The organism is Brasilonema sp. UFV-L1, assembly GCF_012912105.1.
Taxonomy (GTDB): Bacteria; Cyanobacteriota; Cyanobacteriia; order Cyanobacteriales; family Nostocaceae; genus Brasilonema.
Genome location: NZ_QMEA01000033.1, coordinates 19,447 through 42,117, shown reverse-complemented (window position 1 = coordinate 42,117; position 22,671 = coordinate 19,447). Strand labels below are relative to the sequence as shown.

At 42.2% G+C, this 22,671-nt stretch carries 17 protein-coding genes and 1 tRNA gene; 10 read left to right on the top strand and 8 right to left on the bottom strand.

Going from position 1 to position 22,671, the window contains the following annotated elements:
- Nucleotides 1-230 precede the first annotated feature (230 nt).
- Complete coding sequence (locus tag DP117_RS12215) at nt 231-2,546, bottom strand: IMS domain-containing protein (RefSeq protein WP_169218574.1); 2,316 nt, start codon at nt 2,544-2,546, stop codon at nt 231-233.
- 1,075 nt (nt 2,547-3,621) lie between these two features.
- Between DP117_RS12215 and pdhA the strand changes: the two genes are divergently transcribed.
- The 4 genes from pdhA (at nt 3,622) to fba (ending at nt 7,100) form a co-directional block, all read left to right on the top strand.
- The gene (gene pdhA, locus DP117_RS12210; protein ID WP_169218573.1) at nt 3,622-4,659 is read left to right on the top strand and encodes a pyruvate dehydrogenase (acetyl-transferring) E1 component subunit alpha; all 1,038 of its coding nucleotides are present in this window, start codon (nt 3,622-3,624) and stop codon (nt 4,657-4,659) included.
- 95 nt (nt 4,660-4,754) lie between these two features.
- Nucleotides 4,755-5,594, top strand: a complete 840-nt coding sequence (locus DP117_RS12205; RefSeq protein WP_169218572.1) for an aldose epimerase — start codon at nt 4,755-4,757, stop codon at nt 5,592-5,594.
- A 65-nt stretch (nt 5,595-5,659) separates the two neighbouring features.
- Nucleotides 5,660-5,731, top strand: a tRNA-Lys gene (locus tag DP117_RS12200).
- 289 nt (nt 5,732-6,020) lie between these two features.
- Nucleotides 6,021-7,100, top strand: a complete 1,080-nt coding sequence (fba, locus tag DP117_RS12195) for a class II fructose-bisphosphate aldolase (protein WP_169218571.1) — start codon at nt 6,021-6,023, stop codon at nt 7,098-7,100.
- 153 nt (nt 7,101-7,253) lie between these two features.
- On the opposite strand, the gene DP117_RS12190 is transcribed toward fba, so the two are convergent.
- A complete protein-coding gene (locus tag DP117_RS12190; RefSeq protein WP_169218570.1) occupies nt 7,254-9,086 on the bottom strand; it encodes a polysaccharide deacetylase family protein in 1,833 nt (610 codons plus the stop codon).
- Between the two features lie 501 nt (nt 9,087-9,587).
- Nucleotides 9,588-10,406: a carbon-nitrogen hydrolase family protein gene (locus DP117_RS12185; RefSeq protein ID WP_169218569.1), complete on the bottom strand. Its 819-nt coding sequence runs from the start codon at nt 10,404-10,406 to the stop codon at nt 9,588-9,590.
- Between the two features lie 707 nt (nt 10,407-11,113).
- Here DP117_RS12185 and DP117_RS12180 point away from each other — a divergent pair.
- From DP117_RS12180 to DP117_RS12170, 3 genes are read left to right on the top strand one after another with little or no spacing between them, the layout of a single operon-like run.
- The gene (locus DP117_RS12180; protein ID WP_339381208.1) at nt 11,114-11,782 is read left to right on the top strand and encodes a hypothetical protein; all 669 of its coding nucleotides are present in this window, start codon (nt 11,114-11,116) and stop codon (nt 11,780-11,782) included.
- Nucleotides 11,783-11,831: 49 nt separating this feature from the next.
- The gene (locus DP117_RS12175) at nt 11,832-13,805 is read left to right on the top strand and encodes a P-loop NTPase fold protein (protein WP_169218568.1); all 1,974 of its coding nucleotides are present in this window, start codon (nt 11,832-11,834) and stop codon (nt 13,803-13,805) included.
- Nucleotides 13,802-15,253 (top strand): DUF1802 family protein, encoded by a 1,452-nt coding sequence (locus DP117_RS12170; protein ID WP_169218567.1) that lies wholly within the window; start codon nt 13,802-13,804, stop codon nt 15,251-15,253. Before DP117_RS12175 ends, DP117_RS12170 begins: the two co-directional genes overlap by 4 nt.
- 69 nt (nt 15,254-15,322) lie before the next feature.
- Here the strand turns inward: DP117_RS12170 and DP117_RS12165 are convergent, their stop codons facing one another.
- Both DP117_RS12165 and DP117_RS12160 read right to left on the bottom strand, forming a co-directional pair.
- Nucleotides 15,323-15,685, bottom strand: coding sequence for an aspartyl protease (locus tag DP117_RS12165; RefSeq protein ID WP_169218566.1), 363 nt, complete (start codon nt 15,683-15,685; stop codon nt 15,323-15,325).
- Nucleotides 15,682-16,002 carry a hypothetical protein gene (locus DP117_RS12160; protein WP_169218581.1) on the bottom strand — a complete coding sequence of 107 codons (321 nt, stop codon included), beginning with the start codon at nt 16,000-16,002 and terminating at the stop codon, nt 15,682-15,684. Before DP117_RS12160 ends, DP117_RS12165 begins: the two co-directional genes overlap by 4 nt.
- 298 nt (nt 16,003-16,300) lie before the next feature.
- Here DP117_RS12160 and DP117_RS12155 point away from each other — a divergent pair, with 298 nt between their 5' ends.
- The gene (locus DP117_RS12155; RefSeq protein WP_169218565.1) at nt 16,301-16,891 is read left to right on the top strand and encodes a Uma2 family endonuclease; all 591 of its coding nucleotides are present in this window, start codon (nt 16,301-16,303) and stop codon (nt 16,889-16,891) included.
- A 44-nt stretch (nt 16,892-16,935) separates the two neighbouring features.
- Here the strand turns inward: DP117_RS12155 and DP117_RS12150 are convergent, their stop codons facing one another.
- The 3 genes from DP117_RS12150 to DP117_RS12140 form a co-directional block, all read right to left on the bottom strand.
- On the bottom strand, nt 16,936-17,400 hold the full coding sequence (locus DP117_RS12150; protein ID WP_169218564.1) for a dTDP-4-dehydrorhamnose 3,5-epimerase: 465 nt from the start codon (nt 17,398-17,400) through the stop codon (nt 16,936-16,938).
- Nucleotides 17,401-17,829: 429 nt separating this feature from the next.
- The gene (locus DP117_RS12145; RefSeq protein WP_169218563.1) at nt 17,830-19,416 is read right to left on the bottom strand and encodes a glucose-6-phosphate isomerase; all 1,587 of its coding nucleotides are present in this window, start codon (nt 19,414-19,416) and stop codon (nt 17,830-17,832) included.
- Between the two features lie 343 nt (nt 19,417-19,759).
- Nucleotides 19,760-20,551 (bottom strand): endonuclease/exonuclease/phosphatase family protein, encoded by a 792-nt coding sequence (locus DP117_RS12140; RefSeq protein ID WP_169218562.1) that lies wholly within the window; start codon nt 20,549-20,551, stop codon nt 19,760-19,762.
- Nucleotides 20,552-20,704: 153 nt separating this feature from the next.
- Between DP117_RS12140 and DP117_RS12135 the strand changes: the two genes are divergently transcribed.
- Nucleotides 20,705-21,838 carry a branched-chain amino acid ABC transporter permease gene (locus DP117_RS12135; protein WP_169218561.1) on the top strand — a complete coding sequence of 378 codons (1,134 nt, stop codon included), beginning with the start codon at nt 20,705-20,707 and terminating at the stop codon, nt 21,836-21,838.
- Nucleotides 21,828-22,613, top strand: a complete 786-nt coding sequence (locus tag DP117_RS12130) for an ABC transporter ATP-binding protein (protein WP_169218560.1) — start codon at nt 21,828-21,830, stop codon at nt 22,611-22,613. The genes DP117_RS12135 and DP117_RS12130 overlap by 11 nt, the downstream gene beginning before the upstream one ends.
- Nucleotides 22,614-22,671 lie beyond the last annotated feature (58 nt).

Sequence of the window (22,671 nt, the reverse complement as noted above, 5' to 3'; positions counted from 1 at the left end):
CTTTATATCTTGCACCACGGTCAACATCAATGAACAATTATCAATTGTCAATTAGCAATTCACAAATTGATTGGTCAAAAACCGGGTTACTTGAGAATGACAACACAAGCCTTACCTTAATTTGCCGTTCATAAACCCGGTTTTTTAGGTCTTGTTAAGAATAGTGCAAAATGTTCAGTGACCCAGACATAGCCGTGGCGAGAAGCGAAGCATCTCATTGAAAATTCAAATTAAAAAATCATACTTATCTTATTCAGAACTGACATATCCCGGATGCGCCACGCGCCCTCTACGCGAACCAATTCATATCTAACTCGTAATTTTTCGTTATCTGATTTCTTTATCCGACCATTCGTATAGTATTCTGTCGCTTCAGTCACCGAAGCTTCTACCGCAGCGTGATGCTGACCAGCCTGATTGGCTTCCAAAGATTCTACTTTGACGCTATGTTCGTATTTCCGATGACGGTTATCAATCTTTTCTTGTAATGCCCATCGTTGCCATTTGGTCAATGTGGAACCGACTAAAATATTTTTTAAACTCTCAATCTCGTGGTTAGGTCCGAAAGCTAAGGCTTTGGTATCTAGCCAAGCCTGAATGATTTCCTCTGCTCCAGCTTCTGTGAGGTTTCCTGTTGGTAATTGTAGTTTGCTCTTTTGGTCAGGAATGGGGACTGGAGGTTGATTGAGCTGAACTGATAACTGTTCACCTTTCAACGACGGTCCAGGGAAAAACAGATTTTTAAACAATCCAAAAGTTGTTATCAACAACCACGATACCAATAGACTCCCCAAGGAAACAAACACTATCCGTATCAACCGCATTTGTGCGGGAGTTGTACGAGCAAAAACTCGACGATGATCAGATCCACGTCCTGAACTGGCAGATGGACTGCGTTTGCGCCTTCTCTGGGTTTGTCCTTGAGGAGGTGCTGTGGAATGTTTGAACCGAGGATTCAAGTTTTGGTCAGTTCCCTTAGCAGAAGCATTTATGTTCGGAGGTGGTGCGACAGGTGTTTCGGCTTGTGAACTTCCAGTACTTGATGAATTCGACGATATTGTATAACTGGGTGAGGAAAAGGTTGATGTGGGTGATGTTTGTGAGTTAAGAGTTTTTTGAGTTGGAAATTGTCCCTCAATGACTTTGGAATTATTGGTAGAATTATTATTGGAATGATTGCGGCGACTCTGACGAGTGGTCTGGTGTGTTTGGAAAGACTGTCGGTTGATTCCAGTTGCTGGCTCTGCGGGTTCTGCTTCTGTAGGCAAATCTTCTAAATAAGCTTGCACCTGTTGATTGGCAAAATAATCTTTCAGGGAAGCTGATTGCTCTACCAAATCTCGAAAGTTTGGAAACACTTCATTTTGCAACCAGCGTTCTCCGTATAAACACAGTCCTGGTAAGAGATCTGGGGAATCTTGAGAATTTTCCCGAATAAAAGCCAGAGCCTCATACTCCTGCGAGAGTTCCAAAGCACGACTTGCTTCTTCTGTTTGCCCCAATAAAAGCGCACAAAGCGACTGTTCTAAATGTACATCTTGACGTCTACCCAGGCGGAGCAGCATTTGCCTTGCTTGACGAATTAATGCAGGTTGACGCTGGGCAAACCCGCGCGCGATCAAAGCATAAACTGCTAAATACGTGGCGACTCCTGAGGGGCGCTTGCTTTCGACTTCAAAGAGTTTATGCTGCTCGGTAACACTCAAGTAGTTACGCAGTTGCTGAATAAATCTTAGAAAATCATCTGTACTTAGACCAGATTTATCGTTTCCTGTACCATCAATACCACCACGCTCATCTAAAAGAGCGTGTAATAATTGCAACCCTTGTTTTCGTTCGGTGGTCTGTTCTTCAGGTAGCGCAAGTAATTCTAAAATACGATAAGGTCGCAATCTATACAAGTCAGACTGGATTTCCGATCGCACGCTGGAAAATAACCCTTCACGTGCTAAAAGTTCTTCTCCAGTCTCTAGGGAAATCGCAGCATTTTCGTAGTGACCTTGCTGCCATTGCTCGCGACCCAGTTCTAAACACGCCAGGGAAACCGTAAGTACAACGTCTAGACGTTCATCAGGATAAGAAACTCCGTCTCTATCCTCTGTACCACTTAGGGCACTGCTTGTACCATTTCTATTCACTAGGTACGGATGACCCAGCTTGAGAACAAGTTCATATTCCCCAAGCTCTTGCAAAATCAATAAAGCACCTACTAATTCATCTTGGGAAATGTCAATACTTAGAGTTTGAGAATCAACATCACCAAGATGACTTTGCGTGCGACTTTCAACAGCAACAGCTCCACCCTGATGGCTGTCAGAACCATAGGCATGGGCAAGATAAAGCTGATCGTATGTTTTACGCTCTTTTGGATTAGAGAGAACCACGTAAGCTTCTTCTATGAGATTTTTTCGAGATGTAATTGCTGCTTGGGAATACTCACGACGCGGCAATTGCACCACGCGATCGCTATATGCCTGCCGCAACTGCTCCTCACTTGCCGCCATTGGTATCCCTAAAATTCTGTAGTAATCTAGCGGAATTTGCACGGCTCATTTCCCCTGCAGCACATTCAATATAGTTCTCCTAGAGTATTCCAGGCTTGTAAAAAAGTGCCATAACCATAACCTATCACTCTCACACTACTATAAGTATGTTTTGCAACAACTTTACTCGTGTTCTTACAATGATAGAATTTTGCTATAGTACTAGTCTTTTGCTTAAGCTGATAAGTATCCCGTCTTTTTAAGATAATTTTTACTATTTTTGGTTTATCTAAATAAGAAGCTATTTGATTCACGGGGTCTAACACGTAAGAAATGGGCAGGCTTTGAAGCCCCATGATTAATCGTGGGGACAAGACGCATATCGTATTAAGCCTGCCCATTTCTAGGGGACAATGCGTCACCAAAAAATGGCTACAGTGTCTTCGATAACAGTATAAATAACAGTTGGTTTGCAGGAGTATTCCTTTATTCTCTTTTTGGGATGTACAGCGCCACCATTCCTGCAACTGATTTAGACGGACTTTCTCCAGCATATGGTCACGCATTTGTCCCCTAAAAAATGGGGAAGGTTTATATATTGATCTGTGTTGTCCCGGAGCCTGATCCTGAAAAATTGGGCAGGCTAGTCCCGAAGGGGACGCTTCGCAAAGGTCTTGTTGATCTGTCGTCGTAGTCGCGTACTCGTTCTTATTAAGCCTGCCCAATTTTTTGCGGCAAATTCGACCCCATGATAAATCGTGGGGCTTGGAACCTTCCCCATTTTTTTCGTGTAAGACCTCGTCAGAGAAGTGCCACTTGAAAGGTTTGCTAACATACGGCGAACCCCAGTTTATCATAAGTTATTCTTTGATTACAATAATCTACATAAAAATACTGATTTTGGGAGCATTTTCCGAAATTGTTAGTAAATATGCAGAAAACAAGCTATTTTGGTAGGTAGTCTATAGACCAAGGTTGGCATACTACCAATTGCTGTGGAATTGGATGGACAACAGCAATAAAATGAATTTGATTATTGACTCCTTTAAACGCTATCTTTTTAAAAGCTTACGCTGCATGAGCGCAACTTACCTCAAATCGTAACTTTAAGTTTTACAACAGGAATACTCACAAAATAATGGCTCAAGAACGCACATTACCCAAATTTGATGCGGCTACCGTACAAATAACCAAAGAAGAAGGATTGCTGTTGTACGAGGACATGGTACTAGGACGTACCTTTGAAGACAAGTGTGCCGAGATGTACTACAGAGGCAAAATGTTTGGTTTTGTCCACCTGTACAACGGTCAAGAAGCCGTATCCAGCGGTATCGTTAAAGGAGCGATGCGACCAGGTGAAGATTTCGTGTGTAGCACTTACCGCGACCACGTTCATGGTCTGAGTGCGGGAGTTCCTGCAAAAGAAGTGATGGCAGAGTTATTTGGTAAAGCCACAGGGTGCAGCAAAGGGCGTGGTGGTTCGATGCATATGTTTTCTAGCGAACATCGTATGCTCGGTGGTTATGCATTTGTGGCTGAGGGTATTCCCGTTGCTGCTGGGGCGGCTTTTCAAACGAAATACCGCCGCGAAGTGTTAGGTGATGAAAGTGCTGACCAAGTGACCGCTTGCTTTTTTGGCGATGGGGCAGCTAATAACGGTCAGTTTTTCGAGACGTTGAATATGGCAGCGCTATGGAAATTGCCAATTCTTTTCGTGGTAGAAAATAATAAGTGGGCGATCGGCATGGCTCACGAACGGGCGACTTCCCAACCAGAGATTTATCGAAAAGCCAATGTATTTAACATGCCTGGAGTCGAAGTAGACGGTATGGATATTCTGGCAGTGCGAGCAGTCGCGCAGGAAGCAGTAGCCCGTGCTCGTGCAGGAGATGGTCCCACTTTAATTGAAGCACTAACTTACCGTTTCCGGGGTCACTCTTTGGCTGATCCAGATGAACTGCGAAGCAAGACTGAAAAAGAGTTTTGGTTTGCTCGTGACCCAATTAAGAGATTTGCTGCTTATCTGGTCGAGCAAAACCTGACTTCTGAGGAAGAACTTAAGGCAATTGACCGACAAGTGCAACAAGTTATCGACGAAGCTGTGCAATTTGCCCTTGCTAGTCCCGAACCTAACCCTAGCGAATTGTATCGCTTTGTGTTTGCTGAAGATGAATAAAAAGTCTTGAAGTGCTGAGTGTTAACAAGACACTCAGCATTCTAAACTTAAGACTGAAAACGTATTTGCCAGCACACTCCAACCATAGCAGTGCCATGAATAAAGTTTCCATTCAAACAAATCAGTCCCGGCTAGAGGTTATACCAGAAAGAGGTGGTATTATCATTAGCTGGCGAGTACAGGATCAAGAAATTCTTTACCTGGATGAAGAACGTTTTGCGAATCCTCAATTGAGCATAAGAGGTGGAATTCCAATTTTGTTTCCTATCTGTGGGAACTTAGTGAATGACACTTACACTCTCAACGGCAAGCAATACACTCTCAAACAACACGGCTTTGCCCGTGATTTGCCTTGGGAATTAACAGAAGAAAACCACATAACTCCAGAAAAAGCTAGCCTCACCTTAGTTTTAAATAGCAACGAACAAACACGAGCAGTTTATCCTTTTGACTTTAAAGTCGCTTTTACTTATCAAATCCAGGGCAATACATTAGAAATCAGCCAGAAGTACACTAATCTTTCCACTGAACGAATGCCTTTCTCTGCAGGCTTCCATCCTTACTTTTTAACAGTGGATAAAAATCAACTCAAGTTTGAAATACCCTCGCAAGAGTACCAAGACAAAGCAACCAAGGAAATTCACGCATTTAACGGTGATTTTGACTACAACCTTGATGAAATTGATGTCGCTTTTAAGCAGCTAAGCGGTCAATCAGCGACAGTCACAGATAATGCCCGCAAGCTGAAATTGACGTTGGAATATGACGATACATACTCTACTCTGGTCTTTTGGACGGTTAAAGGCAAAGACTATTATTGCTTGGAACCGTGGAGTGCTGCCCGCAATGCTCTCAATACAGGTGAACATCTAACGGTGCTGGAACCAGAAGCTTGTCATACAGCAACTGTACGCTTGACGGCAAATTTCTTCTAATACCCCCTTTACAAATCCCTCTGCTGTTATGCTATGATAGCTGAGGTCATGCAAATTTAAAGAAAGGGTCGCTAACTCAACGGTAGAGTACTCGGCTTTTAACCGATTAGTTCCGGGTTCGAATCCCGGGCGACCCATAAGAAAGTTCTAAGTCCTAATTTATGAATCTTAAAGTCATGGACAAAAACTACAGGTTATGGCTGCAACGGTATTTTTGGTGAGCTTTGTAACTCAAGAAACAAAACTCAGTCATCGAAATGATAGAGTAAGTTCGGCAGTGTCCACCTGACTTCGCTTAAAGTTTTTCAACATAAGGGGCACATCACTAGTTATAATTTCCTATAAGCTTAAAATACTATTAAGAATAGCGTACACTTTTACGCTTGTCTCACCCACTAGCTGACAAACCTATTAGGAGGACTATCTATGGCGCTCGTATCCTTGCGGCTGCTGTTGGATCACGCGGCAGAAAACGGTTACGGCATACCTGCTTTCAACGTTAACAACTTGGAGCAGATTCAAGCTATTGTTCAGGCTGCCCATGAAACAGATAGCCCCGTGATTTTGCAAGCCTCTCGTGGTGCTCGTAAGTATGCTGGTGAAAACTTCCTGCGTCACCTGATTTTGGCAGCGGTAGAAACCTACCCCCATATTCCCATTACCATGCACCAAGATCATGGTAACGAACCTGCTACTTGCTACTCAGCAATTAAAAACGGCTTTACTAGCGTGATGATGGATGGTTCGCTGGAAGCTGATGCCAAAACCCCCGCTAGCTACGAGTACAACGTTAGCACGACCCGCGAAGTGGTGAAAGTCGCTCACTCCCTGGGTGTCAGTGTTGAAGGTGAACTCGGTTGCTTGGGTTCTCTGGAAACTGGTACGGGTGAAGCTGAAGATGGTCACGGTGCGGAAGGTGTTCTTTCCCACGACCAGCTGCTGACTGATCCTGACCAAGCAGTGGACTTTGTGGAACAAACCCAGGTAGATGCTTTAGCAGTTGCTATTGGTACCAGCCACGGTGCTTACAAATTCACCCGCAAGCCAACTGGTGAAATTTTGGCAATCAGCCGTATCGAAGAAATTCACCGTCGTTTGCCCAACACCCACTTGGTCATGCACGGTTCATCTTCTGTACCAGAAGATTTACTTGCACTGATTAACAAGTATGGCGGTGCAATTCCTGAAACCTACGGTGTACCCGTGGAAGAAATCCAAAAAGGTATCAAGAGCGGTGTGCGTAAGGTAAATATTGACACAGACAACCGTCTGGCAATTACCGCAGCAGTACGTGAAGCTTTGGCAGCAAATCCCAAAGAATTTGACCCTCGTCACTTCCTCAAGCCTTCTATCAAATACATGCAGAAGGTTTGTGTTGAGCGCTATCAGCAATTTGGCACCGCTGGTAATGCTAGCAAGATTAAGCAGGTTTCACTCGAAGAGTTTGCTGCTAAGTATGCTAAGGGCGAACTCAACGCTGTGACTAAGAAAACTGCAACCGTCTAAGTTTGAGAATAAGTAAGTAGGGACACTAGAATATAGTGTCCCCATATCACTGAGGATTCTTACACTCGTTAGACTGAACTGGGTAATGTTTCGGTTCCCCGGTTTTTTTTGTTTTTCTTCTCAGCAATCTTTTTTACTCGTTAGATTACAAACTTAAGTTCCTCGGTGTTTTGTTTTATTCTGCACCAAAACACATGGGGAAGTATTAGTCACGGACGGAGATCCCAAAAGTGCAACTGCATGCGGGACAGGACGAGGTTCGTAACGTACAAGAGATTCTCCTTGGTAAACTAAAGAAGTACTTTGACCAGAATCAACCATCACGACATCCTGTAACCCAGCCTTAACGAGTGCAACTCCCAAAGATATAGAGTCAACAGATTCCAGAGAAACGCCGATAGTCGCTTGTTTATTTTGGTTAATACCCCAAAAAGCTCGATACCGTGCAGCATTAAAATCAAATAGTCCGTTAAAAGTGCTTGCTTCACGAGGTTGACCATCTTTGACTAACCACGCTGCAGCAACAAAAGCATCAGTCACTTCCGGCATTTCAGCTTGTATTCCCTCCAAAGTGTTATGCTTGAGCGGGTCAAAAGGAATAAAGCGCACTTCATGAGGACTAATCAAAACTAAAGGACGTCCACCTAGTTTCTGATTATCGCCATTGTTACCAGGAATAAATTTTTTAGTGACTTGGCTAAACACTGGTCCAATCATCACATTAGAATTTAAGAATTTCAGAGAGAAGAAACCCCCATCCACAGCAGCAACAGCATTGGTATTACTCCTAGCCAAAATTTCTTTGACCGTATAACGGCTATCAGCGTGGATAGTTATTGGTTGACCACCTGAAACTAAGATGAGAGGAATGTTATCAATCGTCATGTCAGTTCTTTGAACTGGACTTGCAAAATCAAAGCCTATTTTCCAGCTTGGTAATTTGGTACCTCCCCAAGCTTGGGTTATGACATCTTGTAATCTAGATTGACCAAAGCGGGAAATTGCTAATAGATTCTCTGATGCACCCGCAAACCGTTCATCCAGATCATTCATCGTCAGTGCTGAATCATATCCTGCTGCTTGCACCACACTTGCAACTTGCTCGTTATATTTTCCAGCAGGATAAGTGAAGTAGCGGATAGGAATCCCTAAATTTGCCTCTAAAATTTTTTTAGACTCGACAACTTCTTTTTGCATTTGTTCTGGTGGCAAAACTGTTAAATCAGCTGGATGACTGACGCTGTGAGCAGCAATTGTTACTAAAGGATTAGCCGCCATCTCCTTCACTTGTTCCCAACTGACATGAGTTCGACCAACATTGTTGCCAACCCCATTAGTATAAATAGAAAATACAGCAGGGTAGCCGTATTTTTTGAGTAATGGATAAACATACTCATAGTGTCCCCCGTAACCATCATCAAATGTCAACACCACAGGTTTTTCTGGAAGTGGCATTCCCATTTGCAAATGAGTCATCAGCTGGTCAAGACTAATAGGAGTGATGCCATTCTCTTTGAGGGTTTGAAAATGTTGTTCTAATTCTTCTGGAGTGACATCAAAAAAGACTTGTTTTTTTGGTAGAATGTCGTGATACATGAGAATAGGCACTCTTGCCTGCTTCGCCCGCTCATTAATACTGGGCCAAGAAGTACGATTGAGGAAAGCAGAAACATACGGACCAAAAGTTTCCACAATGTTTTCTAGCCCCCAATTTGGTTTGCTCATCCAAGTAGATGCCAAAACAAGATTGCTCGCCACACGAGAAACTTGGTTATTTAAGCTGATATCGTTGTTGCTACAAGCTTCACCAGTTGGTGTGGGAGTATTATCAGCTTCAGGTTTTGCAATAGGACGACGAGCAACAGCGAGTTGCGGCAAGAAGACTGAGACACTAAACAATCCACAAATCAGAACATGAAATATGCTTTGGGAACGGAAATTAAAAAATATGTAATTCAGAATACGATTATTCGGGATGAGCTTCATACTTAACTTTCAGAACGCTTCTGCTCTGTAACGGGTGCGTTGGCTTCGGTTCAAGTCACGCTTACACTTTATTCCTTATTCGTTATAAAGATAAGAGATAAAAGTATAAAGAAAAATTAATTAAAATATAAGGATTGCTTAAGCTTTACATTGGTAATATGTTAAGAGAAAACTGGTCTTTGTTAGGCTCAGTCAATATCAAGACTTTTCTTGTGATTAGACTGAGCTTAACAGTAGTTAAGTTCCTCTATGTTTTTTGTTTGATTGACCACTGAGATCAACAAAGTAACCCCTCTATGCAGTAGAGAGGGGAGATAGAAACGCAATTTAGGGCGTTGCTGAACAAAGGTATGAATTGTCATTCTGAGCGTAACGAAGTGGAGCGAAGAATCTCCGGAAAGCGTTGAAAATTAAACGAGATGCTTCACTACGCTTCGCTTCGTTCAGCATGACAAAACTGTATTTCATACTCAAATTCAGCAACGCCCAATTTAGATAAAATTACACAAAGACACGGTGTTGTAAGCTAGGCATTTGCCGACGGACTTGTTCTAGCCTTGATGGATTAATTTCGGCGATCGCCACTCCTGGCTGTTCACCTGCATCTGCTAAAATAACCCCCCAAGGGTCTATAATCATGGCGTGTCCGTGAGTTTGGCGACGGGCGTAGTTGATTCCCGTTTGTGCTGGAGCAATGACGTAGCAAGTATTTTCAATAGCACGCGCTTGCAGAAGAACTTGCCAATGGTCTTTGCCAGTGAAAGCAGTAAACGCAGCAGGGACAAAGATAATATGTCCGCCTTTGTCAGCTATGTGTCGGTAAAGTTCGGGAAAGCGAACATCGTAGCAAACCGATAGCCCGATGTTACCAAGTTCTTGCGAGAAGTAGACAGGAGGCAATTGCTTACCAGCCATGACTGTTGTAGATTCTCTATAAGTGTTGCCATCTGGGACGTTAACATCAAACAGGTGTACCTTTTGATAACGTGCGAGTTCTTGACCACTAGGGTCAATAAGTAAGGCAGTATTGTAGACAAGAGTGTTTTTGTCGTCTACAGGAACTGGAAAGCCGCCGCCTAGGATGGTGATTTGAAAACGCTGCGCCATTGTTTTAAGAAACTTTTCTGTTTCTTGGGCGATCGCACTAGCTTGAGCCAATTTTTCATTTTCCTCACCCATAAAGGAGAAATTTTCTGGCAAACCAATTAATTCAGCACCTTGACGCACGGCTAAATCAATAAATTCTTCTGCTTGTGCCAAGTTTTTTTGTAGATTGGACACACTGGTCATTTGAATCGCGGCGGCTAGATAAGACTTCATAACGAATAATCAAAGTTGTGCGAGGTTGAAAACAGTTAAGCGACCAAACTAAGAAAAGTTAACTTTTCCTCAACAAGTCAGTTGTGATGAAATGTGAACAGTCGATGAATTCACCGAGTTGGTTGAATCAATGAGTATAACTGTACATTTGAGAGGATATAGGCTACACCGTAAAATTCCAGATTTTTCTGGCGCACACAATGCCAGACTTATACAAGTGGTTTACGAGTCAAGCCGTTAACAATGCTTATTTTGCTTGAAATGTAGATTACCAAAATATATTTCTATAGAGAAGTCGGTAGCACTTAGTTTTTCCGGAAAATTTGCTACATTAAGTAAGTTTGCGTTTTTTAGTACTTCAAGATTTTCTGACTTCACTTATGATATTATAACCAATCTGTTAATGACTAAAAATAGCCGTAAGTATTATCTAGCGGATTTTTGAAAATTAGTAACAAATTACCGAGTAGAGGTTGCATAGCTTACTTTAGCCGCCACATCTTTACAAAGCTATATAGGCAACCTTCGGAACAACTATCACAGCAAATAGAAACTTGACCAAAGACATCTGCGTGGAAGGAAAAGCGCAAGATATTCAGTTCAGGGAATTTTCAGAAACTAAGTGGAAAAATTTCCGTATTTCTACGTCAGTTGATGTATTTAAATAATAACTATACTAGTTTTAGCCAGTAAAATAAGTAAATACCGTGTCAAAAAAAGTACAAAAAATTGAAACTCACGCGAAAACTCGTCTTCTTCTCGCTTTGTGGGATTTGGAAGGAACAAAGCAGGAAGTGAAGAAAGGTGAACTTACAAAGCGAGTTGTTCCCAAAGGCAAGAGGGTAGGAGATTATCAGAGCATTTTTGATGAACTGGAGAAAAAAGGGGCGATCGCCTTCTCTAAGTCTACAAGAAGCTACTCTCTACTATCTCCTGTGGGTTTAGAAGTCTTGAGTGAGGGTTTGAAAAGTCCAGAGTTTAGATTTGAAGGCAATATTATCGGAACTTGGGCGGCTAATGCGTTGCTGAAGTGGATAAGTCAGATGGATGGTGCGGTAGTTGCATCTGCATCTGTGAATGGGGTGAAGAGTGGAATTAAATCTTATGACGAGTTTAAGCAAGTCGCGTTGGAAGTCTATGACAAATTGAACCGCGACTATAACCTGAATGATTTGGTACCGATTTATCGGATGAGGAGGGAAGTGGGCGATCGCCTGAGTCGTTCTGATTTCAGTGATTGGCTGTTGGAAATGCAAGCTAACGACATTTTCCAGTTAATTGCGGGAGAAATACCAGACATGACATCTGATAAACGCGAAGACTCAATCACCATACCAGGAGCAGGATTACGCTCTTACGCCAAGCGCTTGAATTAATCAGATTGCCGAAACCCCTTGTAGTTCCTCACCTAAGCGCGAATCCACTATGGAAAATCCCTCTGTCTCTCCAACAGAATCCCTCAACGCCGCGATCCAAAGTCATAATCCATTTACCAATGCTGGTATTGTCCAAGAACAAGATGTCTGGGGAAGGAAATTCACCGATGTGCCTACCCTTAATGCTCACGCTTCTAATGCAGTTTTTCAGGCAATTCAGCTTGTGCGGTCAAGTCAATCTAGTCAAGACAAAGTGACTTCAATTGCCATAACAGCACAACAAGGAGTCGGTAAAACCCATCTTTTGAGTCGTATTCGCCATCGACTGAAACGCGAAGGCGGTGCTTTATTCGTCTACGCAGGCGTCAATAACTACACAGACTTAAATCTAGTTAAATACAAATTCCAGCAAACCTTGGCAGATAGTCTCAGCAAAACTGGTAGTCAAGGGGTAATGCAATGGCAGGAAGTAGCTGCTGCTATGGCAAACGAAGGCTTCAAAGCCATCAATCCCAATGCTCCAAGCCTTTCTCCGCAAGAACTGAAAGACCGATTTGATAAAGTATCTGCAAGTTGGTCGGCTAAGAACAAGAGTTTGATGAACACGCTCACCAAGCAAGTTCTTAAAACAAAACCAAATGCAGATCCTTATATTCTACGGGCTATTTTATGGACACTTTCCGAAACTCACGCATCTTTTGCCATTAAATGGTTGTCTGGCGAGCAGCTCGCTCAATTTAATGCTGATGTTCTAGGATTACCCAATGCTAGCAAAACCAGTCAAGAAAAAGAGGCAGAAGCCCTAAAGAATATTCAGCAAATATTGAATTTGGTTAGTTACTATAACCCCGTCGTCATTTGTTTTGACGAGATAGATGTCAAGAACAACTCCAGTGATGATGGGTTGCCAACAGAATTGGTAATTGCTGATTTAGTGAAGCGTCTGCATGATACTCTCGAACACTCCGAATTGAGTCAAGGGATTGTTATTATCACAGTCATGCTGCCTGTTACATGGACACAAAAAGTAAATGAGATGCCAGGTGGCACGCCAGATAGAGTATCAAAATATACTGCTCGAAAACCAATAAATTTAATAGAAATTGATAGTGATTCTCTGGTTGAATTAGTCACCCTTTGGCTGAAAGAGTTTTACGAGACAAGGAATTTAGTACCGCCTCATCCAGTCTATCCATTTGAAGAAAACCAACTGAGAGAATTTGGGAAACGCAAGCCAACGGTAAGGGAAGCTTTAAAATGGTGTGCAGAAAACTTTAAGGTTTATGAGGAGCCACTTCCTCCCGATCCACATGAGCGATTTGAACTTGCTTTAAGAAGGGAAAGTGAAGCAGATATTGGAGATTATCTAGAAGATAATTCACTAATTGCAAAAGTTCTTTTTTTTGGCTTTGAGACTTTGAAAGGTCAGACTTTAGAAGGAGTCATGATTGAGGAAATAACAAGTGATATCAAACCGAAATTACAAAATAAAGGTTTTATCAACTTCAAAATTGTTGGTAACGAGAATGGCAAAGAAGTAAAAATTGGTGTAGCTGTAATCCAGTCTTCTCAATTTACATTAACTGCAGGATTAAAACGTTTGAATGACTACGAAAAATTTGATCTAACTCGTGGTTGTTTAGTCCGTTCAAAATCCAAGATAGAACAAATGAAAAAAAATTCAGAAGCATATAAGTTGGTTAAGCAACTTATATCAGAAAAAGGTGGCGAAAACGTGGATTTGATAGAAGAGCAAATTCGACCACTTATCACAGTTCGGGCTGTCTGTAAGAAGTGCAGAAACTATAAGTTAACTGAGGAGCAGGTTTTTGATTTCATCTCTCAGAAGCAGCTTACTTTTGATAACCTTTTACTACGAGAAATTTTGAGTAACCCCTCTGGTAAAATGCCTGCTGTTGATGATGAGGACGATCTTGAACTTATAGAAGACTTTCTAAATCCGTCCACCATAAGCGAAACAGATGAAGTGGATGAGCTGAATGAGTTATTTGATGAAGCATGAGCGAATCAGTTTTGATTTACAATGCCTTGTGTCTACCTGCTCCGGACATTGAAGCGTTAATCCAAGGACGGACAATTGCAGCAATACCTCGTAAATTGATTAATTCAGGACAGAAATTTGCTCTCTATCCAGCCAACGCCTCAATTAACACTCTACCTCCTAAGCGTCATTACCGTCCAAATTTTTTGTCAATTGCCCAACAGGTTATAAACAACTTGGGTTCTGAAACCGTTTTAATTAAAGCTTGGGCTAGGTGCGAACTATGCCAAATGCTCAATGCTTCTGAAGCATTAGAGGCTTTTTCAGGGTTAAGCATTTGGACAACAGAAGCATTACAACAAATTTTACTGCAACGTCGTTATATTTTTCTTGCTCACTTGCGCGTCTATTTGCTGCCTCAGCCTCTTGAGGTTCCAGTGTATACCCAAGAGCGTCATTTTGTACCTTTGCCCCAACAATTGACAGTTTCTCAAGCAAACCCCGTGTTATGCGATCGCATCTTTGCCATCCGCAAACATCAACTAGAAACACATCAACCACCACCACACCCAGAATTGGAAGACTTGCAAAGTGCTATTGCCTCCCTTGCCATCACCAACCCAGCCGCTAAACAATTAGATCAAGATATCAAAGCATTCTTAGGTTGGACGACTGAAAAACTTATCCAACAACCTAATCCAGATTTAGCTTGGATAAACAACATTGCAGCATTAGGCGATCGCAGCATAGAACAAGATGAAGGCAAAAGCAACTACCAAGCTGGAACAGACTTTGAAAATATAGTCCGTAAGAGCCTGGAGTTTTTAGGATTTACAGTTGATTATTTCCACAGAGGCGGTGCTGGTGGTGTAGATGTATTTTGTTCACAACCCTATCCTTTAGTTGGGGAATGTAAAGCAGGTAAAAAAATTCCCAACACCACCGCAGTACAATTACTCAATCTAGGAACCCTACGCCTACAAAGCCAAGAACTATTTCAGCAAGCAGCTAAATTAATTATTGGTTCTGGAGAACCGACAACTCAACTTAAAGATGCGGCGACAATACAAGGTATGTCAATCATTAACCCAGAAACGCTACAGAGTTTGGTAAAACTGCAACATAACTATCGTGGTTCAGTAGACTTATTTAAGCTTAAAGAATATTTGAAACCAGGCTATTGTGATGATGAAGTTGATAAATATATTCAGCAAGTTTACAAAGAAATTCAATTGCGATCGCACCTAGTCCAGCTTGTGAAAAAACATCAAGAAAACACAGGTGATAAAAACGTTGAGGTTGCAACTCTGTTTGGAGCCTACGGTTACTCAAATCCACCTCAAAACTTAAGTCGTGAAGAGATGCACGAAATATTGATTGAACTTTCCTCACCATTAACAGGTTGTGTCGGGCGAATAAAAGGAGAAGATTGGAGACGCGATCGCTTTTACTTCCTGCGCGACTTGTGACTTTTCAAATTTGGCTCTTTTCTTTCTTACCTCTGCGCCTGGTGCGGTTCATCTCACCAAATAGAGCATTTATCCCAAAGTCAATATTCCAGCTTTATAGTTAACTGCTAAAGGCAAAATTTTTAACCACTCTGAACCCAGCAATACTTCTGTTATTTCATCTCCAGCAAAGACAGGAATTTCATACTCTTGTCCATCTAACAGCACCTTGCCTAGATAGATATAAAATCTTGCTTCTCCTTGCGCAGTCCGCAAAGATTCCTTACCAAAATAAGCCCAGTCAAGACCATCTAAATCTTGTTTATTAATAGCCATAAAGCCTGTGAAACCAGTATCTAACATGGCATCCACAGGTAGATTCAACCCATCAGCACTAATCAATTCAATTTCAAAAAATAGCTGTCCCTTCTCACCAAATGTTCCCTGAATCATATTCTGCCAGTGGCTCCATCTTCATTCAGGCAGAAAACACAGTGGTCAGCGTTTGGATATTTTTGAAGGGCTTTTCTGTGAGCTTGCATATTATCTTCATCAATGAAATAATCACCACTATCTGGCTCAACGGCAATATACCATCCATAGTGTCTATCTATCAATTCAGGACGCACTCGTTCAAAAATTGCCCGACACCGTTGATGAAATGCTTCTCTTTCTACTTTGCGCTTAGCTAGTTCTTCTGGGGATAATGTGCGTTCTGGAAATATTCTTCCTCGACGACGTTCTGGTTTTTGTGATGTTGATTCAGTCATCATCATATCCTTGTTTATTAATTCTATTTTAAGATGAAACTGCTAGTTATATATTTTTAAAAATTTATCTAGATCTCTTTTTTATTTCATATAACTAAATTTTAGCCGCTCTAAAAACCTTCTCTATATTCTTTCCTTCGCGCTCTTTGCAACGCCAGACACCTAGGTCGGGAGACCCTCCTGCAGCGTTGGCTCGTCTATGTCCTCTTGTCCACGCTCCGCTAATGTGGTTCGTTTTAAAATAGTACTTGTCTACTTAAAGCAACCATCGCATAAGCAAAAAGCCCTCCTAAAAACCATGCAAACTTACCAAGAAAAGCGATACTACTCTCCAGAAGAGTACTTACAACTAGAAGAAAATGCCGAGTATAAAAGTGAGTATATTAACGGTATAATAATCCCTATGGCTGGTGGAACGACGAATCATAACCGGATAGCAGGTAACTTTTATGCTGCATTAAACTTTGCTTTTAAGCAACAAGATTATGAAGTCTTCATGGGTGATGTGCGCCTGTGGATACCCCAGAAACGAATTTACACTTATCCAGATGTGATGGTTATAGCTGGTGAACCAATATATTGGGATAATCGCACTGATACTATTACTAACCCTATAGTGATTATTGAGGTTTTATCAGAATCAACCGAAGGTTATGATAGAGAGGGTAAATTTCAGACTTACAAAACAATTCCTTCATTTGCTGAATACGTTTTGATTGACCAAACTCGAATCTATATTGAGCAGTTTTCTAAAACAGCAAAGAAGCAATGGTCACTTTTTGAATACGACGAAGAAGATGAAAATATCACTCTCTCCTCAATCCCATTTCAAATTTCTTTAGCGGATGTGTACAACAAGGTGAAATTTGCAGAAAAACAAAAAAATTAGGGTGGGTTACTAACCCACCCTAGACGCGATTTAACCTTAAGAACTTACACTGGAGTCGCGTCATAATTCTTGATTCGGTTTGTGAATTCCAAATTCTTCAACGCTGCTTCTGCGGCTTCTAAGTCATAAGGAAATGGTCGTTTATGGGGTATGTAATCCCGCTCTTGAGGTGGTTTATGACGCAGCACTGCATTTACCAAAACACATGGTTCTGAACTTAAATTAATTGCTCCGTGCAAAACTCCTGGCAGAATTTTGATGACAATAGAATGGTCTTCACTCAAAGGAATATACTGGTATTGCTTATTAAGTAATGTCACAAGGACAAACTGTCTTTTAACGACTAGCAATTGGTCTGTATGCGTTTTGTGAACAAATAAATCATCTATTGTATTGGGTGGAATTTGTACCAGTATTGTTTCATGACTGGCTTGAGCAGTAAAGAACTCTACCATCCCTCCCTTGCTGGATTCCAGCCTACGGATTTCAATTCCCCTAAATTGACTCATATCAGTATCCTAAAAGAGAATCGTAAAAATTGAAGCTTACTCTTCTATCTTAGAAGTTCAATCTTAAAAGATTGTTACTTTAATAACAAAAAGGAACCATAATGTGATACAAGGACTTACGCACTATCTGCTAGAGCGCTGATACATTCATCAAAATGGAGAATAAAAAACCCGGTTTCTTCGTTTGCAAAGCTTGATATCTCGTTGATTCAACGATAAAAAAACCGGGTTTTTGGGACTACTGTACCGGCGTTCTAGAAACCCGATTTCTTCGTTCGTATTGAGTTGCGAAACAGACGATTTTTGGTAGAAACCAGGTTTGTTTGCGTAGTCCTGGATATGTGAAGCACTCAGCGGTTAGTATTTAGCAAATAGCTGTATGGAGACACGATTTATCGCGTCTCCACAGATGAAGCGTTAAGAGTTCATTCAGTTGAGAGAAACTTTCAAACTGCTGGGTTGTCCGAGATTTCCTTGCAACACGACTCCGCGCTGATTTGCGTGTATGTGACGCACAATCTTGTAAATTGCCTCAATTTTGTCTGCTGCACCTGCTTTTTGAGCAATTTCTTCCAGGGTAAGCGCTGTTTTTTCTGTTTGCAAAACTTCTATGACTTGTTTTTGCAACTCAAGAATTGCAGCAGCAGCTTTTTTCCCAGCTTCAACGCCTGGTTGATGGTAGGCGTTGATGTTAACTAAGCTAGCATAAAAACCCACAGCGCGGTCGTATAATGCAATTAAAGCACCCACTGTTCGAGAATTGACTTGGGGAATCGTTACTGTAATCGAGTCGCGCTGTTTTTCATAAAGTGCTTGTCGAGTTCCTTGCAAAAAACCAGAGAGATAGTCGCCCATTGTAATTCCAGCCTCAAGTTCTGAAGATGGATCTTTTCGGTCTTCTAAAACTTCAATGAAAGTAGCAAAGAAATTCGACACTCCCTCGCGCAACTGCTGAACATAAGCGTGTTGGTCAGTTGAGCCTTTGTTGCCATAAACGGCGATACCTTGGTGAACAACGTTGCCGTCTAAGTCTTTTTCCTTACCCAAGGATTCCATCACCAGCTGTTGCAAATAACGACTGAAAAGAAGTAAGCTGTCTTTGTAAGGTAGGACAACCATGTCTTTTTCGCCCCGTCCATTGCCAGCGTAGTACCAAGACAAAGCTAACAATGCGGCTGGGTTCTGTTTAATATCAGCTACGCGGGTGGCGTCATCCATCTCTTTTGCACCCTCTAGCATGGCAATAATATCGATGCCTTGCAATGCTGCAGGTAATAGCCCCACGGCAGACATTTCTGAGGTGCGTCCTCCTACCCAGTCGAACATGGGAAACCTTGCGAGCCAGTTTTCGGATTTTGCTTGTTCATCGAGTTTACTACCAGGCATAGTAATGGCGATCGCATAATTGGCAAAGTCCAAATTCTGTCCAGCGTAAGCTTTTTTGACTTCAATCATTCCATTGCGTGGTTCTGGTGTTCCTCCAGATTTGGAGATCACCAAGACCAAAGTGCTGGCTAGGCGGTTTCTCAAATGAATCAAAGTGCGGTCAATTCCTGCTGGATCGGAATTGTCAATGAAGTGAATTCCTAGAGGTGGAAAGTCTGGGGCTAAAGCTTCAGCAACGAATTGGGGACCTAAAGCAGAACCACCAATACCAATAGAGATAATATCAGTAAAGCGAGCCGCTTTGGGAGGATGAATTCCACCCGTGTGGATTTTCTCGGCAAACACTTCGATTTGTTCTATGGTGTCTACAATTTCTTGTGTGAGTTCTGGTGTCGGGGCTAAGTCAGGATTGCGCAGCCAGTAGTGTCCAACCATGCGGTTTTCGTCTGGGTTGGCGATCGCCCCCTTCTCAAGTTCCGCCATATCTGCAAAAGCTTTTTCAAACTTTGGCTGCAACTTCAGGGCAATTGCATCATCAAACCGCATCCGGCTTACATCCAGGTATAGTCCCAATCCTTCGTGGAAATATAACCATTTCTGGTATCGTTGCCAAAGTGCCGTAGCGTCCATAAGGAAATCTCAAGTAAAGTGATTTTCAAACACAAGTTTAAGCTAAGGTGGCAGCAATCCCTGTCTACCTTATACAGTTTTAAGTGTTTGCTTAATTCTTCACCTTAAACATCTGGCATAAGTCTGACACATAAGAATTTTATCATGAGACCTCTACTTCCCAAATAAACTACATGGCAACAGACTGTCCTGCTGCAAATACTTGTTTTGCCGTGAGTTGCAGGTTGGGAAAGGTTGAGGAAACAAGTTGGTCGTTATTATAAATTCATCAACAGTTAGAAGTTTTGGCGCTGATTTCACCATTGTGATTGTTCCTGATAATCCTTGCCTAGCCAGAGTTTTTTTAAACGAATTCCAAGTCAGCAGCAATGCCAAAGTGGTCGGAAGGGTACAAAGTGCGGCTTTTCCGTGCAGGCTGGTTGAGAATGACTTTACACGAACGTACCCGCAAATGTTGATTGATGAAGATGTAGTCTAAGGTACCGCGCCAAGGTCGGAAAGTCCGGTTAGATATTAAGTCCCGTACAAGTAGGCGCAGTGCCTTTTTCCAGGTACGGCGAGCAAGAGGTGTCGGGCAGGTGTATTCTGGTTCTTGTCCGTGGTACTCAGCATAGGCTGATGTAAAATTTTGTTTAATCAGCGTGATAGCTGGAGTTTGAGGTGTGCCATTAAAATCACCCACTGCGACGATTGGTATGGACGATGGAAGCTGACTTAACCAGTCGATTAGTAACTGCACTTGTTTAGTACGTTCAGGATGATCACCCGGATACCAGTAATAATGTCCGTTGCAAAACACCAATGGCTGATTATCCAGATTAACTTGCACATATTGAGCAACTCGTCCCTGAGTTTGTAAATCCAGAACTGCTTCTTCCACAAATGGGTGGCGACTGAGAATCGCATTTCCCACCCCCATGTCGTTGATATTTGTTGAACGACTGTCTGGAACCAAGTACACGTATGGCATACCAAGCTGACTCGCAAGCCAAGCAGCTGTGTTCTCTGGCAGCTTAACTTCTTGTAAAGCAATCAAGTCAGCTTGTTCGGCCTGAAGTCCATCAACTAAGAGAGTTCGCCGTTGCTCCCAGTCTGCCATGTCGTACAAGATGTTGATTGTAACAAGTTTAACCATTTGGTAGTGCCATGAAACGTATTTTACTTGACACTCTTAGGCTCGTGAAAATATTGCTGCGCTGACTTTGACAAATTTTTGTAGAGATCAATATTGTGTAATTATACATTTATCAATGCATAATGTCAACTAATGATCAATAACTCATAACTTATGGCTCAATATCTGATTTTCTTAACGATTTCGACTTCAATTTTTGCATTGTTCGGTCTAGGGCTAAACTTACAATGGGGCTTTACAGGTTTGATTAACTTTGGTCATGTTGCCTTCATGACGCTGGGCGCATACACCACTGTATTATTAACCTTGAAAGGAGTTCCTTTGGTTCTCTCAGCAATCATTGGGGCAGTTATCGCAGCATTGTTGGGTTTGGCAATTGGTTTCTCGACTTTGCGCTTACGAGAAGACTACCTGGGAATTGTGACTATTGGCGTTGGCGAACTGATTCGTCTTGTGGTGAATAACCAAGATTTACCTGTTGGTAATGAGTGGAGATCTGGAGCGTTTGGTGTCCAAAGTTATCCTATACCATTGGCAACTCTTGCCCCTAATCTTTTCGTCAAACTTCTGTTGATTGCGCTGTTGACGCTACTTGCGGTTATCAGTTTATGGCAGTTATGGCGGTGGGTTCGTTTTTCTAGAGTCTCAAAGGGCGCTGATTCAGACAAGAGAGTCGGTAGTCAGCAAGAATTTATCTCACGCCTGGTTATCGGAGTTTTCTTAGCACTGTTAACAGTGGCAATTTATATATCTGGTGTTATCGGCTTGTATGACTACAGCGCGACAGCAGGTTTGATGTTGGTGTCACTGATAGTATTGGCTTTTGTCTTCTGGCGGTTGGAAATTTTAGTGCGATCGCCTTGGGGTAGAATCCTCAAAGCCATCCGCGAAGATGAAGAAATTCCCAAAGCATTGGGAAAAAACGTGTTTTGGTACAAACTCCAATCGCTGATGTTAGGAGGTGCGATCGCAGGGCTTGCAGGTGCTTTCATAGCATGGCAACTTTCGGCAATTTACCCAAATAATTTTGAGCCGATAGAAACTTTCAACGCTTGGATTATCGTCATTTTAGGTGGTTCTGGTAATAATCTCGGCACAATCTTGGGTGCAGTGCTTTACTTTCTTTACTATGAAGGAACTCGTAACTTAGATAAAATTCTCCCTCTCGATTCAGACCGTTTGGGTGCATTGCGGATTATGATTATAGGTCTTATCTTAATGGTACTGATGATTTGGCGTCCTCAAGGCATCTTAGGGAAAAAGGAGGAACTCACCCTTGGCAAATAACGAGTCATCCCAATTTCCTCTGTTGGCTGCAACTGGACTTTGTAAAAATTTTGGTGGTATTAAGGCTGTAGATAATGCCGAAATTCAAGCCTTAAGTGGTAGTATCACAGGATTGATTGGTCCTAATGGCGCAGGCAAAACGACATTATTTAACTTACTCTCAAACTTCATCCGCCCAGACAAAGGACGAGTCACCTTTGATGGCGAACCTATACAGAACTTACAGCCATACCAAATCGCCCAGATGGGAATGGTGCGTACCTTTCAGGTAGCCCGAACTTTGTCACGCTTATCAGTGCTAGAAAATATGCTGTTAGCAGCGCAAAAACAAACAGGCGAAAATTTTTGGCAAGTCCAATTTCAACAACCCAAGATTGCACAAGAACAAAAAGAACTCAAAGAACGAGCACTTTTCCTTTTGGAGTCGGTGGGATTGGCGCACAAAGCATATGATTATGCTGGAGGGCTATCAGGCGGACAACGTAAGTTGCTGGAAATGGGAAGGGCGCTGATGACGAACCCTAAATTAATCTTACTAGATGAACCAGCTGCTGGTGTGAATCCAAGACTGATAGATGAGATATGCGATCGCATTAGCGGCTGGAACAACAGTGGCATGACTTTTCTGATTATCGAGCACAATATGGATGTGATCATGTCATTGTGCGATCGTGTTTGGGTGCTAGCCGAAGGGCGAAATCTCGCTCACGGAACACCAGAAGAAATTCAGCGTGATTCCAAAGTTTTGGAGGCTTACCTAGGCAAGTCAGCATAAAAATCGCCTGAATGCTTACGTTATCAGTGTGTGTGGGCTAGTCTAGCCTTACCTACAC